This is a genomic window from Alteromonas sp. KUL106, assembly GCF_009811415.1.
Lineage (GTDB): Bacteria > Pseudomonadota > Gammaproteobacteria > Enterobacterales > Alteromonadaceae > Alteromonas.
Genome location: NZ_BLIG01000015.1, coordinates 1 through 16,263, shown reverse-complemented (window position 1 = coordinate 16,263; position 16,263 = coordinate 1). Strand labels below are relative to the sequence as shown.

The following is a 16,263-nucleotide window of genomic DNA, read 5'->3' as shown; positions in this document are numbered from 1 at the left end:
GCTCGCACTTTCTAACGAAACGTCTAAACTGGAATTGAATCAAAGACAAAGCGAATTAGAACCCGTGATAAGTCACAAACTCTTCGTTATCTGCTCTGGTTGAGCGAACATCGTTTGCTGGAAAATCTGGGTCTGGGTAACCTAACGCAATACAAATCATTATGGCTTCATCATCGGGAATGTTTGCGTATTTATGCACGACATCTGACTGCATGATACCCTGCCCGTTAATGACACAACCGAGCCCTAAATCCCAGGCTGCCAAAACAATTCCGTAGGCCAAAGAGCCCAAGCCGAATTGGGTTATACCCGCAGGCTCCAGTGATTTATCGTAGGTTAAAACCAGCGAAACGGGGGCATCAAATTGGCGGAAACCACGCATCATCCAGTCCATGCGTTTTTCTTTGTCCTCACGACTGATGCCCATCACGTCAAAAAGCTGTATGGCAACGTCGATCTGGCGTTGGCGGTGAATGCCTTCGTAATCCTCTTTGTACGGAAAATCACGAACATGAGGCTTACCTTCCAGCGTATTTTTCGTGTTCCCTTCGCGAATTTTATCTAATACATCCCCCGTTACCGCATGTATCTTCCAAGTTTGAGTGTTGTATGAAGACGGCGCCCATTTGGCCGCATTGATAATCGCATCTACCGTCTCTTTTGTAACCGGCTGCTGAGTAAATCCGCGAACGCTTTTTCTTGATGCTGCAAACTCTGCAAAATTCATGAACTTCCTTAACCCATTAAATAGCTGTCGAATTGTTAAATTAGAGTAAACATCCGTGATACGCTCTTCAATAGGCTTGCATTCAAATTAGGATTGTTTGTTTTTATAGATATATATAGAGGTTTGTAAACCCTTTCTGCTAATAGCGCGTAGCAATTTTACGTCATGAGTCAGACACGCATGGTGTTTATGGAAGTTTGGCTTTGAAAAAAGCAATGAAAGGAGTTACAAATGGCTAAAAAACCGCAGTTAACCACATCCGCAGGTGCCCCTGTAGTAAGCAATGAAACTACCAAGACCGCCGGGGAGCGCGGCCCTGCCCTCTTACAAGATTATCAGCTCATTGAAAAATTAGCCCACCAAAACCGAGAACGAATTCCGGAGCGTGTTGTGCACGCAAAAGGCTGGGGAGCGCAAGGCACATTTACCGTTACCCACGACATTACTGACTACACCTGCGCAGATATGTTTTCAGAAATAGGTAAACAGACCGAAGTACTAAGCCGATGGTCTACCGTGGCGGGGGAATCTGGTGCCGCCGATACCGAACGAGATGTAAGGGGTTTCAGTTTAAAGTTTTATACTCAGCAAGGAAATTGGGACATGGTGGGCAACAACACCCCAGTGTTCTTTATTCGAGACGGCTATAAATTCCCAGATTTCATCCGAACACAAAAGCGACACCCTAAAACAAACCTTCGCTCACCAGAAGCGATGTTCGACTTTTGGGCTGGCCAACCGGAAAGTGTCCATCAAGTGACCATTTTAATGTCAGACCGTGGCATACCTGTATCGCCAATGCATATGAATGGCTATGGAAGCCATACGTTTAGCATGTGGAACAAAGACGGTGTACGTCACTGGGTGAAGTTCCATTTTAAAACTCAGCAAGGCATTAAAAATTACACCAACGAAACGTCTGAAAAGATCATTGGCAGTACCCGTGAAAAATATCAGGAAGAACTCTATAACGCCATTGATGAAGGCAAATATCCAAAATGGAAAATGTATATTCAAGCAATGCCTGAAGAGGAAGCTGGTCAGCAAAGCTACAACCCGTTCGATTTAACCAAAGTGTGGCCTCATGACGATTACCCTCTTATCGAAGTGGGCGTGTTGGAAATGAACAAAAACCCAGAAAACTATTTCCAAATGGTTGAAAATGCCGCGTTCAGCCCATCAAACGTTGTACCGGGAATTGGTTTCAGTCCAGACAAGATGCTTCAAGCTCGCGTGTTTGCTTATGCAGATGCCCACAGATATCGCCTAGGTACTCATTATGAGGCGCTTCCGGCTAATGCCCCCAAAAATAGTAAAGTGAATCACTATCATAAAGACGGTGCTATGCGTTTCTTTACCAACGACTTTGGTAACCCTGACGCTTACTACGAACCGAATCAATATGACGGGCCTGTTGCGGATTTTTCCTTGAAGGAACCACCGCTGCGCATAGACGGAGATGCTGACCGATACCATCAAAGTGAATCTGATGTCGATTACGTGCAGCCACGTAAACTCTACGAAATGTTTTCAGACGACCAGAAGGCGCGTCTATATAAGAACTATGCGGCTGCTATGGGCCCGTGCTCTGACAGTGTGAAAGAAAGATGGTACGCAGTATTAGAGAAAGTGCACCCCGATTATGCTGCAGGCGTGAAAAATGCGGTAGAAAGTTTGGATACAGATGTGAATACGGTGCCTATTACTGAACATACGCCTATTGAAGACAGTTAATCCTTTGAACTAGCCTTCACTACAATTGCCCCTATCGCTTGTTTTTCGAGTGATAGGGCCACCAAGCCTCGTTGGTCCTTCCTTTATCCCCTGATTGCCCGTTTTATCAATAGTGATTGATGCCACTGTGGTTACTGTAAAGATTCAATCGTATTAAACTTTAGAACAATTTAATTTCCCTTCAATTGCGGCATCAGGAATTGTAGCTTACTTTTAAGACAATCTACGTTTTGTTAAATAAAGTATGTCGCTATTTAAAAAAGTAAAAAAAGAGCCTGTTACTGCGCGCAAAGCGCCTTGGAAAATAGCCATCATAGACGATGAAGAAGGCGTTCACGAAGTCACTAAACTTACACTGCGAAAATTCAGTTTTGAAGAACGGGGCGTAGAGTTTTTATCGGCTTATAGCGGTGAGCAAGGCCTAGCGCTATTTACCGCTCATCCAGATATTGCTTTAGCGTTCGTCGATGTGGTGATGGAAACCGACGACGCGGGTCTATTACTTATTGACGCCATAAGGAACGATTTAGATAACCACACTTCTCGTCTCATACTGCGAACAGGGCAACCTGGTCAGGCACCTGAAGAAGAAGTTATCCGACGATACGACATCAACGACTACAAGGCTAAAACCGAACTCTCTTCCCTTAAGCTTAAGTCATGCGTCTACACCGCCATTCGCTCTTATCGCGACATTCAAACTATCGAAAAGGGTAAGCGCGGTATGGAGGATGTTCTCAAATCATCCTCTTCTGTGCTAGCGAGTCAATCTTTGTCTCAGTTTGGCACTGCTGTATTAAAGCAAACGCTCACGCTACTAAATTTAGACAACTCCGTGCTCTATTTATCAACCCAACACACCGATCTTTATGGTGACACCACCATGACGGTGTTAGGCGCAAGTGGCGACCTCGTGGGATTGTGCGAGCCAGGTATTTCTAAAAAAATTCCCGAGTCGATAGAGGAAAAAGTCAAACATGTGCTTGTCAGTAAAGCCCATTATCAATCTGACGATCTCTTTGTTGGTTACTACCCTACGGGAGAAACCACACATAATATTTTATACGTCAAGCTAAACAGTCCGTTAGATGCTCTACAGCGCAAAACACTTGAAATGTTTGCTTCTAATGTTGCCATTATTTTCCAAAACCTCACGCAAAAAGAGGACATACAGCAGACCCAGAAAGAACTCATCATGGTGCTGAGCGACGCAATTGAAATGCGTAGCAAAGAAACCGGTGGCCACGTAAAGCGCGTTATTCTTATGACAGAGTTCTTGTCAGAAAAGCTGCACTTGAGTAAAGAGTTTATCGAAACCATTCGATATGCAGCAGCACTTCACGACGTGGGAAAAATTAGTATTCCAGAAACTATCTTGCATAAGCCAGGAAAGCTTGATCCTGATGAGTGGGAAATAATGAAAACCCACGCGCAACGAGGTTACGACCTACTGGCCGGCTCTGACCGTATTGTCGCAAAAATGGGCGCTATCATCGCCAAATCACACCATGAACGCTGGGACGGAAAAGGATACCCATTAGGCTTAGAGAGAGACGCGATTCCTCTTGAGGGGCGCATTATGGCGATAGTGGATGTGGTCGATGCTCTTTTATCGAAGCGTTGTTACAAGCCCGCTTGGAGTGAAGAAGAGGTAAAAGACTATTTGCGTGAAAACGCGGGCAAGCAATTTGATCCACTCATAACGCAAATCATGTTGGAACACTTTGATAAGATCCAAGAAATTCGAGCGCTAGAACCGGATGAAGAGTAATGAAAGAGTCGTTAGAACTTATATTGCTGCGCGTTGGCCAAAGTGCCGATATTGATAAAGGAGACTTGGCAACCGCGTTAAGGTTGATCATCAATTCTATCTGTGAGGGCCTGAAAATCACTCGGGCGGGCATATGGCTTTACGATGCTGAGCAAACCCTCGTCAAATGCGCCTTGCTAATTGATAAAACCAACAACCTTGAGCACGAGAGCCTGGTACTTACGCGCAAAGACTTTCCCCACTACTTTGAAGCGTTAGACAGTGAACGAAGTATTGTTGCACACAATGCGGTAACAGACGTTGCTACGTTTGAGTTTGCTGATGTGTATTTAAAGCCGTTGGGTATCGCCTCAATGCTAGACGTGCCTATTCGACATCGGGGCAAGATGATCGGCATCATCTGCTGCGAGCATCAAGGTGAGCCCCGCACATGGGAACCCGATGAAATAGTTTTTGCCTCATCACTGGCTGACCTTTACGGACGTGCGGTGAGCGCTAATGAGCGCGCATTATATGAAGCAAAACTCATACAAGCTAATCAGACGCTAGAACAACGTGTAAAAGAACGTACCGCAGCACTTGAGGCCGCACAAGAAAGGCTTATCGAATCAGAAAAAATGGCGGCACTGGGTAATTTGGTGGCGGGTATTGCTCATGAGGTTAACACGCCTCTGGGCATTGCATTAACGTCTGTGAGTAACTGTAAAGAAGAGCTTAAAAGTATATTTCGTGATTTTGAGGAGGGCGAACTGACAGAACAAGGCTTTAAAGACTTCGAAGCCATTTGTTCTGAGGGCCTTATTTTAGCTGAGAACAGCTTAATGCGCGCGGCGAACTTGGTACAGGATTTTAAACGCACTTCTGCTGACCAAACCTCACTAGAAATTGAAGAAATCGCGTTGGATGAATACATTCCTCGCGTATGTAACCCCCTTAAGCCTATGCTTCGCAAAGAACAAGTTGACCTCTTTATTGATGTAACACCAGATTTAGTCATTACCACTTGCCCTGGCGTTATCGCCCAGATATTAACTAACTTAATTTCAAACGCCCAACGTCATGCATTTGGACCGTCAGTAAATAACGATGGCAATAAAGTTACCGTATCGTGTACTAAACAAGACAACAATATTGTTATAAGCGTAAGGGACAACGGCAAAGGTATTGCCGAAGAGTTTCACCGAAAAGTGTTTGAACCCTTTTATACCACAGCCAGGGATAAAGGCGGCACTGGGCTGGGTCTTCACATTTTATACAATCTGGTTCGACAAAAATTTAATGGCGATATTGGTCTTTCATCAGCGCCTGGAGAAGGAACTACGGTAGCCGTACGTATTCCTATTGAGCAATGAGTATTTGCTCGTAACACTGCGTTTGTTTACCCCTTCGCTGTTGTTTGAGGTTTGACGTGACTAATAGCAATTCGTCCCTATAGAAATGTCGCCTTTACGACAGACGTTAGCCCATTAGCACGTCAAGCTAAGCGAAAGTAAATACTACGAGTAAGTAAAAATGCAGCTGAATCATTGGCGCGAGGGCGGTCAGTTTCTAGATATAGATGGGCAGCGCGTTTTCTTTCGAACTGAAGGCCAAGGCCCTACTCTCTTACTCATTCACGGATATCCCACCGCAAGCTTTGATTGGATTAAACTTTGGCCTGATCTCACCCTTCATTTTCACTGCGTTACACTAGACATGCTGGGGTTTGGGTTTAGCAGTAAAGCGCCGAAAAGGTATCAAATCAAAGAGCAAGTAGCGGTGATAAGTGCCGTCATGAAGCATTTAGCCATTCAAAAAGCGCATGTGCTATCTCACGATTATGGCGATACGGCAGCGCAAGAGCTATTGGCACAACACAATGAAAATACTCTGTCATTTCATATTGAATCACTGCATTTATTAAATGGTGGTTTGTTCCCAGAAACCCATTTAGCACTGCCTATTCAAAAGCTCCTTCTTTCTCCTGTTGGCGGTTTACTTATCCGTTTTCTAAATAAAAATGCCCTTCGAAAAAGCATGCTGAATATTTTTGGGCCAAACACGCCGCCTTCAGAACAAGAAATTGATGATTTTTGGGCGCTTATTGTTGAGAACAACGGCCACAGATACATGCATTTACTGCTGGATTATATGAACCAACGTAAGCAATACAGAGAACGCTGGGTAGGTGCACTTCAAAATACAACCGTTCCTCTTCGACTGACGGTCGGCATGGCCGATCCTATCTCAGGCGCACATATGGCAGCTCGATACAAAGAACTCATTCCCAAACCCAATGTAGTTGAACTTGAGAATATTGGTCACTACCCGCAAATTGAGAGTGCCGAACTGGTGTTGGGATCGATTTTTGAGTTTATCGGAATTCAGTGATTGAATTGTTAAACGGTATCTTGAAAGCTATCTTTACTGGGGAATAGCCGAAACGCTTGTAAGTCAAGCCACTCAAGGGTGAGAGAGAAGTTGGTCGGTGTGAGAGGATTTGAAAATAGTCTGATCACGTTACATAGCAATATATAGTGGTACTCCCGTCAGAGCGACGCTATATAGTGATACGTAGCATTACGTTTTGGGTGCCGAAATGTGATGGTAGTGCACAAATGGGTGCACTACCCCTAGTTAAAAACTTCCATATTTCACGCAATCTAAATGCTGTAAATATTGCTATTAGTTGCGTTTTATCCGCGTACGGATTGATACGGCAAACAGGGCAATAATAATGGGGCCTATAACTGCGTATAGCGTATTTATTAAATAAACGGGGGAGTTTTTCGGTAGATTATCAAAAATTTCAAGCTTATCTTTTTGAAGTGTTAAAGTCTGTATCGAGTATGTTAGTACCCCTCTAATTCCTTCAAGGTTAATCTTGATGGAATTCATTAGCGTTTCAAAACCGTCCAACGATGAGCTGATATCTACTTCTGGAGTATTTATCTCAATTAGTGACTCATTAGCGTAAATTGAATAATCCCATAGGTGATGAGCATTTAGAAAAGTGAGTAGTGACAACCATAAAAACACTCTTAAAGGGCTGGTCCCATAGTTGCTAAAAATTTTATATGCAGCAGGCACACTCAGTAACCAACGCCGCCACCATTTTAGCTGCCTTCGCTTAGCTTCCATCTCCCCTACGAAAAAATCATTCGCTAATCCAAAGTCCTTATTCTCTTCAAGTGAATACCTTATATTTCGATAGGTATTCTCGATCCCTGGCAGCATCTCGCGCCTGCTGTAATAATCATTTTGTTGGTGAAAACTTAGTTCATCAAACAATCCATTGCGCCTAATTTTTTTCTGCCGCCAATCATTCCCTATAAAATTAACGCCGCGAAGGTCAGTATTTCGAAAACTCGCTTCAGAAAGCCTTACTCCATTGAAAATAACTCTTTTAGGATCCGCAAAGTTTATTTCTTCAAGCATTGCTCTGCTATTGAAAAGAACATACAGAACTACGTGTTCTCGTCTGTGCGGAAATCTAACGCGATAACGGTTAAACGCTCTTAGAAGACTTGTTCTTATCTTTCGTAGAAGCTTTTTCACAAATCCCACGAAAGTTCGAATATAGTGCCGAATGTGGCTTTTGAGAAATGACTTATAGTTTCTATACTGGTATTTAATCTTTGTCCGAGTATCAGCTTTAGGTCCAGGTTTCTGAGTTATTACTACAGATGGACCGGCTACAGTAAAACTAACTGCGGAGCTTGCGGATAGTGAAACGGTTTTGGTTTGTATAAATGTTGCCTTACTAGAGAAGTGACAACGGTTGAAGTTAGCTGACTGTTTTAAAGCTCCCGAAATAAAGAACTCACCATCAAACTTTACTTCTTTTGCGATAAAACTTTCTTCTACTTCAATAGACGCAGCTTTAAAAAAGCTAAACTCTAGTCCGCTAAGATCAACTGAGCCTTTGAATTTGCAGGTTTGTAGTTCCAAGCTGCTAATTTCACAACCAGTCATATCTAAATTGCCTTCAAACACGCCCTGTTTTATTTTGACTCCATAAAGGCTCGCATTTTGTAATCTCAATGATGTTTTACACACCACATTTTCCAGCTCTTTAGTTATTGGGAAGTTAAAGCCTCTCCAATCACCATCTCCCTTTAAATCCAGTCGTTTCAATCTCCACCAAAAACGCTTTTGAGCATCGCCCTGCCTTATAGTTTGATGGAATAGGCACAGCTCTGCCTCATTAAGCGCTTTTTCTTCTGCTGGATGCTTGCAGGTCTCGCCATTTCCATGGTTGTAACTGCACTTATAGGTCATTTTCTATTACCTCCATGTATTTCGACAGCTGGGAACATTTCTGATGTTTGACTCTAAGTAAACCTTATTCCCCCCGCAACTCTTACCCGCATTTTTTATCTGGTGTTATCGATTCGACGCTATAAATAGAAAAACTACTTAATTATTTTGAATAATACAGTTGGTTCCCAAAATTTTTAGCAATCTCCTAAACTCTTCATTGTCAGAGTCACTTTTCCAGCGGTTGATAAATCGGCAAACTACTTGAAGGTTATCCTTCTCGTAGTGACCGTTGCTATCGATCCTGTCTAGGGAACATACAAGCTCTTTATCGCCATCTTTCTCGTCCATTTCCAGTGGCAACTCTGTTAACGCGCACATGCCTTCCTGAGCTTCAATCAAAGCGGTTATGTAGTCCTCAAGTTCCATTTCATTGCGGAACTTCACATCCTTATTTTTAACCGTCCTTTCTACTGTTTGGTCTTTAGATTGCTTCGCTGTCGTAAACGCCATTCTAGCCATTCGCATAGCGGCTTTTCTGGCGCTGTTCGCATAGGTTACTGGATTATATTCTTTTGAAGCATTGGCATTTTTCTTTTTCCACAGTTCCTGCTCATGCCAAGGTGATAAATCTTCGCCATTGATTAAAGCGATAGCATATTCAGCATTTTCAGGTTTCAGTTGCTGGAGTGTAGCTTCGGTTGATAAGAAATCTTTCGCTTTAGGATGAAGACCGTGCCATAGAAGCTGTTGCCCCGATTTGCTGCGATCTGACCATGGTTCACATGGTTTATGACAGACAACAACTTCTCTTTTTCGGCCAACGGGCTCTTTCTTATTTTCAAAGAAATGTGGGTCGTTTTTTGAAATAGTCCAGAATAGCTTGTCGCCGTCTCTGTGAATCCAAAGGTCATTAGTTGTCTCAGAAATAATAGTCATGAGATTGTACCAACGTGATGCTGTTTGTCTTGTTGGCGCTTGTCCTCTGGCTGACTTATCATTTTTCATTCGAGAAAGGATGTATTCTTCTTTTTTCCCTTGCTCCCATAGTGGCTGTGCTTTGATATCGTTCATCGTTGCAACAGTACCTTTGGCTTTACATACTGGCCATTCATAATTTTCTTCGCCAAAGTTGGCTATATAAACTCTCAAGCTATTTACATCCTTGTTTAAAAAATAATGAAAAAAGAAGTCAATCAACCGCCGCTTAAAATAAACTCACCACCATTAGCTCCCTGCTCTTGAATAAAGCCTAATTTAGCAGCAAAAGGTGCAAGGTCAACCAGCTCAAGCGCTGCAAATAATTTTTGATACCAAAATACCCACTCCTTCCGTTTTAGGGTATCTTCAACTATGGGCCTGGCCTCATCCTGTATTCTTCTGATTAGGTGAGCTTCATCAATCGGATTAATTTCATCTACAATAATATCCTCTATCGCACGTAATTGCCCCTCAACGCGATTCCTAATTTCGTAAACCTCATCCCATGTTTTAAGCTTATCCAAAACTGTTTCATTCTCAGTGGACCAGAAAACGCTGAAAGCTGGCTCAGGATCGAGTAAATTACTAATCTCAATACCAACAAAGTCTCTCGCTTCTTCTGTGTATGGATAAAAGGCTAAACGGGTATTTCCATCGGTACTATTGAAAAGATCTTTTGCTCTTTTTGCGTTCTGATTACAAACGCTACATAAGGGAATGAGATTGTTAGGATGAACCGCGAATATCGGATATTTAGATTTACAAAGTTGATGATCGTAGTCCGAACGCCACTGTCTTTGTTCTGTAATACCGGCTCTAATCACTGCCAGTTTTTCCATACCACAAGCTTTGCAAACGTTTCCGTTATTGGCTAAAGATCTATAATCAGAAAAATGAGAATTTATGTTAACTCCTCCGGCAGCAGCAACTACAGGAACTAAGTCTTTTGTCGCACTGTACAAGTGTGAGCTCAATTCTTTTAGTGAACTTCGACAGTCACCATTCAAGAAATCTAAAAGTCCTCTCTGAGGATTGCCAAAAAATACCTCCAAATCCTGATTATTCTGCATTGCTAGAAAAAGCTGCTGTTTAGTGTCACCATCAGCATTACTTAGATCTACGAATAGTTTTTGAAACTTATCAAGAGTATTTTCGTTAGCCCAGCAGGCATCGCCGATAGCTCCAGCAGTGAATAATTGACGGCCAAAATCTTCTTTATCTATCGCCTCTTCAAGAAAATGCAATAGTTCTAAGTTGAGTAAGCGAAATACTTCGAAACAAGGAGTTCCATCTACCAAACGAAATAACATTACTTTGTCAATTTCCTTATCAAATATGCTCTTTCCGCAGACAATCCGAGATTATTTTCCATCCAAACTTTAGCGTGTTCTTCACCTCGCGCTAGCTGCTTACGAATTTCTTCAATCACGCTCTGAGAGATCAACGAGCGTAATCCAAATAGTTCTTTTATTAGCACATCAAATGATGCACCGTAAGTCTCGTTTTGCGCCATGTTCATCTGTATAAATCCGCTGTCCTCTCTCCAGAATTGATAAACATTTTGACGCTTGAGAGAAGAGACCATAAATGGAGAATGAGTCGAGAGAAAAACCTGTGATTTAGTTTCTTTGTTACCGGCATTTAACGCATCACAAACGTACTTATGAAAAGAAGTTCGCCAGGCAGGATTTAAATGCGTTTCAGGCTCGTCGAGCAAAAATAACGTATTTTCCTGAGAATACAATTTTAATATTGCTAATATCTGGAGTAACTGTGACTCACCATCTGATAACTCCTCAAAAGCAACTGAAGTTAAATTATCCCCTTCTAATATCAGACGCTTAGCTGTTAATGGTAACTTTACTTTAAGAGGCTTTTTAACGGTCCCCAAAAAGCAATTTCTATCCAGTTGATTACGGTCATGCGCGCTAATATTTTTTAGACCTAGCTGCTGAGTCTTATATAAGCGCTCGAAAAGCCTGAATGGGTTAAGTACGCCGTGGGTTGATAGTCTGCTATCGTCAGCTAGCTGAGTGAGATCTAGGCTAATAGTCCCCTTCAATGCATCTAATTCGTAGTACTCAAATTCTTCTGACGTTGTTTTTCTGCCCTGATACTCTACATTTTCGGCCCCCGCTAATCGAATGAAGGAGCTTACACTTTCTACAACTTCGTCGGATACATAAGGCTGAGTAAAATCAAATTCGAGTAATAACAAAGTTGGAGTTGCGTAAAGCAGCCTATATTGACTATTTTTTTTCGCTAAATCTTGGGTGAAAAAAGACTGGTACTCAAAATCAATAAAAGCAACGACAAGCTGCGCACTATCGTAGTCTAGATATACCAAGTTAGAGGACTGAGTAACCGTTTCCGGTAATTCAATTTCATCCTCAACGTAGTCAGCCACCTCAAAATTAAACAAATATGGGTGATTTCGTTGATACCTTTTTAGAAGATCTATTTTGTTCTTTCTAAACTGATTAAAAGCTGATTCCGAATCATTTAGATTTTTCTCATAAGACAGATCTAATGCCCGTTTTTCTTTATGGTAACGAGCCCTAGCTTTCAGAGCCTTAAACAGCTGGTTCGCATTTTTCAAAAACGGACGTTGTAAGTTTTCATTCAGGCCGGAGGAATATCCTACAACATGCGGCATAGGTAATTGCTCTAAGCCTATTTTTATTGATTGGTCGGCTTGCTCAACATCGATTGGCTGTACGTCACCACCATTGACTGATACCGAAAATTTGGGATCAGTAAACCCATCAGCAACTCGGAGTTTTTCACCGAATACTTCCGCATGAGCAGAAGGTGCTGCATTTACATAACCGCTCATGCTATAAACCAGCGAAAAGTCGAACCCTAAATGCCCTTTGTTTTTAAAATCAGTTCGCTGCAAACGTTCTAGATAGGCAAAACACTCTGCAATTAACTCCAATAGTTGGGATTTGCCAGAGCCATTTAAACCAATAAATGCGATGACATTGTCATCGGCATCCTCAAAATTAAAGGTCTGATCTTTCAATCCCTTGTACTGCCCACCTAAAGTTAGCGACAGCAAACGCATCAGGATTTTTTCCTTACACTACTTTTTTTAACCGGCTTTAGCGCTTCACGTGCTGCCTTAATCTTTGCTAGCAAAGCTTCAGCACTGTTTTCTCCGCTGATTAACTCAGGGTTGGCGGCTCGCCAGTCTGTAGTAAGTTCTCCGCGAAATGCTTTGGCTAAAATGGACTGGGTGAGGTTATTCACTCTTTCAAGTGCGACATTGGCCTTCTGTTCGATGCGGTCAGCGAAAGCAAACAGTTCTTCGACTCGGCGGACGATTTCGGTTTGCTCACACTGCGGAGGAAGTGCAAAAGGAACGTCATTAAGCATAGTCAAACTCAAGAATGGCTGCGCTCCACCCTTAGCTTGATCTTGAAATATTCGTTGTTTTGCAGATTTAAAATAATATTGCATGTAACCAGGTGCTATGTAATTAGGTCTCTTTACAATGGCGATATTTTTGAAGCTAAATTCAAAACCTACGTCAATCAAGACATTGTTTCCTGTCCCTGCACCAATATTAACAACTAATAGATCACCGACCTCAGGTTGGCACTTGTTATATAGTTCTCTGTGAACGTCTTCTGATACGAAACGGTTTTCCGAGAAATCCAATTGACCGCCAGTTAAATCCTTTGCCATTAAATATGGAAAGCCGCTTTCCAATACTTTTGGGGTGTTGTGTGCTCCATCTGTTATTTTAAGAGCCAAATGACCAAGCCTCACCCAGTTCCAACTTTCAGGAATTTCATATGGTACATATGGAACATTTGCATCTTTAGCCAATTTCCCTTCTCTAATACCTTTTTGAAGTCTCTCTTTTTTAGTTTCTTCTGTGAAGTTTATAGATTCAGGAGCTTGATGCTCCAAGCGCCACTCCTCCGTCAACTTCCCACTCACGGCGGCGGCGAGGACGGATTGGCGGAAGGTTTTAAGGATTTCTGGAATGCGTTCGAGGCGGGCTCTGGTGGATTCCACCTGCGCGAGTAGAGTATCGAGTTTATCAGCAATCACCTTTTGTTCCGATAGTGGACAAAGCGGTAACTTTAAGCCAAATAATTGCTTTTGATAAATTGCTGCAACACTGGTTGTTGCAGATGTTATGTTTCGCAAATTTCTTTTTCCTACTGGCGAATTTAGCCAGTGCGCAACAATCCTTGGTTCAACTTCAATAAACTTAACTTTCAACAAATTGTTGTTAAAAAGTATCGGCTGTGCTGATTTGATGTTAAAAACACCACACTTTCCGACAAGTTCAACGCTGTTCCTCGTGTTAAATATGAAGTCTCCTATTTGTAGGGAGTATCTTTCTATCTCGACTGGCTCAGCGTCCACTTTGGTAAAACCATCGAGTATGAAGTTTCCTTTGCTGTCTAAGTTGTTCATTTTTAGATATTTAAAAGTACGTTCTTCACCTTGTTCTCGGGCTGAGCGCACTAAACCAGTAAATGAGCTAGAAACCAAATCTGAAAATGTACAAACAGACCATTCAGGTGGCAGATTAACCTCAGCCATCACATTGCTCCTTCCAACGCCTTGATTAGTTCATCCAATTCACGCAGGACTGCTTTCAGTTCATCCTTGGCTCCCCGGGCTAATACATCTGGCTCTGGTAAATCAGCCGCATCCACACTGTCTTTATCTTTGAGCCAGGAAATATCCAAAGAATCGCCTTTTGTTTCGCGTATCCACTCACGGCTAAAGCAGCGCCAGCGGGAATGCGCAAGACGGTCATCAATCCCTTGGTTTTCCTCAACGACTTCTTTGTCGACTTCAATTTCCTGTGCACCAAAGCTGTATTCGCCCTCTTTGCGTTGGCTTGTTCCATCAGATAATTCACCAAATACTTTTTCAAAAGCGCCTAGATGTTGATCTTTTCCGAATTCTTCTGATGAAAAGCCAATATCGGAATTACCAAAAGGCGTGCGTTTACCAAAGCTTGGCATATTGGTGCGCAGGTCGTATACCCACACATTTTCAGTGCAGTTTTCTTCCTGATGTTTGTCTTTTGCTGAACCTTTAGTAAAAAACAGTACATTGGTTTTTACGCCTTGGGCATAAAAAATACCCGTTGGCAGGCGTAAAATAGTATGTAGATTGCACTTATTCATTAGGTCACGGCGTACTTCAGTACCTACGCCCGCTTCAAACAGTACATTATCAGGTAGCACCACGGCCGCTCGGCCACCGGGTTTTAAATTACGATAAATATGCTGTAAAAACGCCAGTTGCTTGTTAGTGGTTTTGTAAGTGAGATCGTCTCTGGTATTCGATGCATCACCACCTTTACTGGTGCCGAAAGGCGGATTTGCCAGAATAATGTCAGCTTGCTTTAAATCCTTTCCAGCATCCCCCAAAGCGTTACCTAGATGCACTACGCCATCTTCATCACCTTCCATCCCGTGCAGTAAACAATTCATTAATGCTAAGCGTCGGGTGTTTGGCACTAATTCCACGCCAACGAAAGCTTTGTTTTTCTGGAAATCAGCTTCTTTGGCAGAAAGATCGAGATAGTTGTCTGTTTGATCACGCATATATTGGTCTACGGCAACCAGGAAGCCAGCAGTACCTGCGGCAGGATCCTGAATCACCTCGCCTATTTGCGGCTTAATGCATCGGACCATACAGTTGATGAGTGCACGAGGGGTAAAGTACTGCCCTGCCCCGGATTTCGTTTCCGACGCGTTCTTTTCCAACAAGCCTTCGTACAAATCACCGAGCCCATCTTTTTGCGCGCTAAACCAATCAATCTGGTCGAGGGTTTTGATCATTTGTTCAAGATGGCGGGGTTCACGCAGTCGGGTTTGTGCATCGGCGTAGATCGCACTGATAAGCGGGTCCTCGTGCACAATATTGCCGTCTGAATCTTTACCTGTTGATAGGCTTAATAGAATGCGTTTGTAGTCGTTTAGCAAGTTAATACCCGACTTTTCGCTGATATCTGTCCAACGGCATCCTTCTGGTAGAGGATGGCGTTTTAATACGCCTGCTTCAGTGTTCTCATGCACCATTTTAATGAATAGCAGAAGTACGAGTTCGGTTACGTAATCTGAATAATTAATACCGTCGTCGCGAAGTACGTCGCAGAGGTTCCAGAGTTTTTGAACGATGTCGTTATTGGTCATATTTGTCTCTTAATAGATTATTTGGTTCTTAGCTGTGTGCTATTAGTACTTTGCACAGCGGCTCATTAATGTAGTAGTTGGCGCGGCCAATTTTTTGTTTGGTTAAAAAGCCGTGTTCTACTAGCTGCTCTAAGTATTTAGTGGCGGTTATTCGCGTTACCCCTAGCTCATCAATAATAAAATCGATTTTGGTATAGGGGTGATGAAAAAGGTTATTGAGTAAATCCTGGCTATAAATTTTCGGCAGTTGTTCACGAATACCGTGCTTAACTTCTGCCATAAGGCTTTTCATTTCGCTAATGAGTGAGATGGTGTTTTGCGCTGTGTCGATAACGCCATCAAGCATAAAGGCTATCCACGGTTCCCAGTTTCCAGTGTCGCGCACGGCCTGCAAATTATTATAGTAATCTGCTTTGTGCTGAATAATAAAACGGCTTAAATACAGTACCGGCAGGTTAAGCAAGTCTTTAATCACCAGGTACAATATATTCAGGATCCGCCCTGTGCGGCCATTGCCGTCGTAAAATGGGTGAGTGCTTTCAAACTGATGGTGGATGATAGCCATTTTTACCAGCGGATCTGCATCGCATAACTCATCGTTATTAATAAACTGCACTAGGTTATCCATTAGCGCTGTT

General features: G+C 42.6%; 12 protein-coding genes. 4 read left to right on the top strand and 8 right to left on the bottom strand.

All coding sequences use genetic code 11. From position 1 onward, the window contains the following. Positions 1-55: 55 nt before the first annotated feature. The gene (locus GVO63_RS05180; RefSeq protein WP_159578380.1) at positions 56-727 is read right to left on the bottom strand and encodes a nitroreductase; all 672 of its coding nucleotides are present in this window, start codon (positions 725-727) and stop codon (positions 56-58) included. Between the two features lie 231 nt (positions 728-958). Here GVO63_RS05180 and GVO63_RS05175 point away from each other — a divergent pair, with 231 nt between their 5' ends. From GVO63_RS05175 to GVO63_RS05160, 4 genes are all read left to right on the top strand, one after another. Next, the gene (locus GVO63_RS05175) at positions 959-2,461 is read left to right on the top strand and encodes a catalase (RefSeq protein ID WP_159578379.1); all 1,503 of its coding nucleotides are present in this window, start codon (positions 959-961) and stop codon (positions 2,459-2,461) included. A gap of 244 nt (positions 2,462-2,705) precedes the next feature. Beyond that, the gene (locus GVO63_RS05170; protein ID WP_159578378.1) at positions 2,706-4,232 is read left to right on the top strand and encodes a DUF3369 domain-containing protein; all 1,527 of its coding nucleotides are present in this window, start codon (positions 2,706-2,708) and stop codon (positions 4,230-4,232) included. After that, complete coding sequence (locus GVO63_RS05165) at positions 4,232-5,584, top strand: sensor histidine kinase (protein WP_159578377.1); 1,353 nt, start codon at positions 4,232-4,234, stop codon at positions 5,582-5,584. The genes GVO63_RS05170 and GVO63_RS05165 overlap by 1 nt, the downstream gene beginning before the upstream one ends. 160 nt (positions 5,585-5,744) lie before the next feature. Beyond that, positions 5,745-6,602, top strand: a complete 858-nt coding sequence (locus GVO63_RS05160; protein WP_159578376.1) for an alpha/beta fold hydrolase — start codon at positions 5,745-5,747, stop codon at positions 6,600-6,602. Between the two features lie 294 nt (positions 6,603-6,896). Here the strand turns inward: GVO63_RS05160 and GVO63_RS05155 are convergent, their stop codons facing one another. From GVO63_RS05155 to GVO63_RS05125, 7 genes are all read right to left on the bottom strand, one after another. After that, positions 6,897-8,492, bottom strand: coding sequence for a pentapeptide repeat-containing protein (locus tag GVO63_RS05155; protein WP_159578375.1), 1,596 nt, complete (start codon positions 8,490-8,492; stop codon positions 6,897-6,899). A gap of 138 nt (positions 8,493-8,630) precedes the next feature. After that, positions 8,631-9,623 (bottom strand): hypothetical protein, encoded by a 993-nt coding sequence (locus GVO63_RS05150; protein WP_159578374.1) that lies wholly within the window; start codon positions 9,621-9,623, stop codon positions 8,631-8,633. A 44-nt stretch (positions 9,624-9,667) separates the two neighbouring features. Then, the gene (locus GVO63_RS05145) at positions 9,668-10,762 is read right to left on the bottom strand and encodes a hypothetical protein (protein ID WP_159578373.1); all 1,095 of its coding nucleotides are present in this window, start codon (positions 10,760-10,762) and stop codon (positions 9,668-9,670) included. Beyond that, positions 10,762-12,519 carry an AAA family ATPase gene (locus GVO63_RS05140; protein ID WP_159578372.1) on the bottom strand — a complete coding sequence of 586 codons (1,758 nt, stop codon included), beginning with the start codon at positions 12,517-12,519 and terminating at the stop codon, positions 10,762-10,764. Before GVO63_RS05140 ends, GVO63_RS05145 begins: the two co-directional genes overlap by 1 nt. After that, positions 12,519-14,015 carry a restriction endonuclease subunit S gene (locus GVO63_RS05135; RefSeq protein WP_159578371.1) on the bottom strand — a complete coding sequence of 499 codons (1,497 nt, stop codon included), beginning with the start codon at positions 14,013-14,015 and terminating at the stop codon, positions 12,519-12,521. The genes GVO63_RS05140 and GVO63_RS05135 overlap by 1 nt, the downstream gene beginning before the upstream one ends. Then, complete coding sequence (locus tag GVO63_RS05130; protein WP_159578370.1) at positions 14,015-15,625, bottom strand: N-6 DNA methylase; 1,611 nt, start codon at positions 15,623-15,625, stop codon at positions 14,015-14,017. The genes GVO63_RS05135 and GVO63_RS05130 overlap by 1 nt, the downstream gene beginning before the upstream one ends. A gap of 28 nt (positions 15,626-15,653) precedes the next feature. Beyond that, positions 15,654-16,263: Fic family protein (locus GVO63_RS05125; RefSeq protein WP_201281878.1), on the bottom strand; the 610-nt coding region annotated here is incomplete at its 5' end.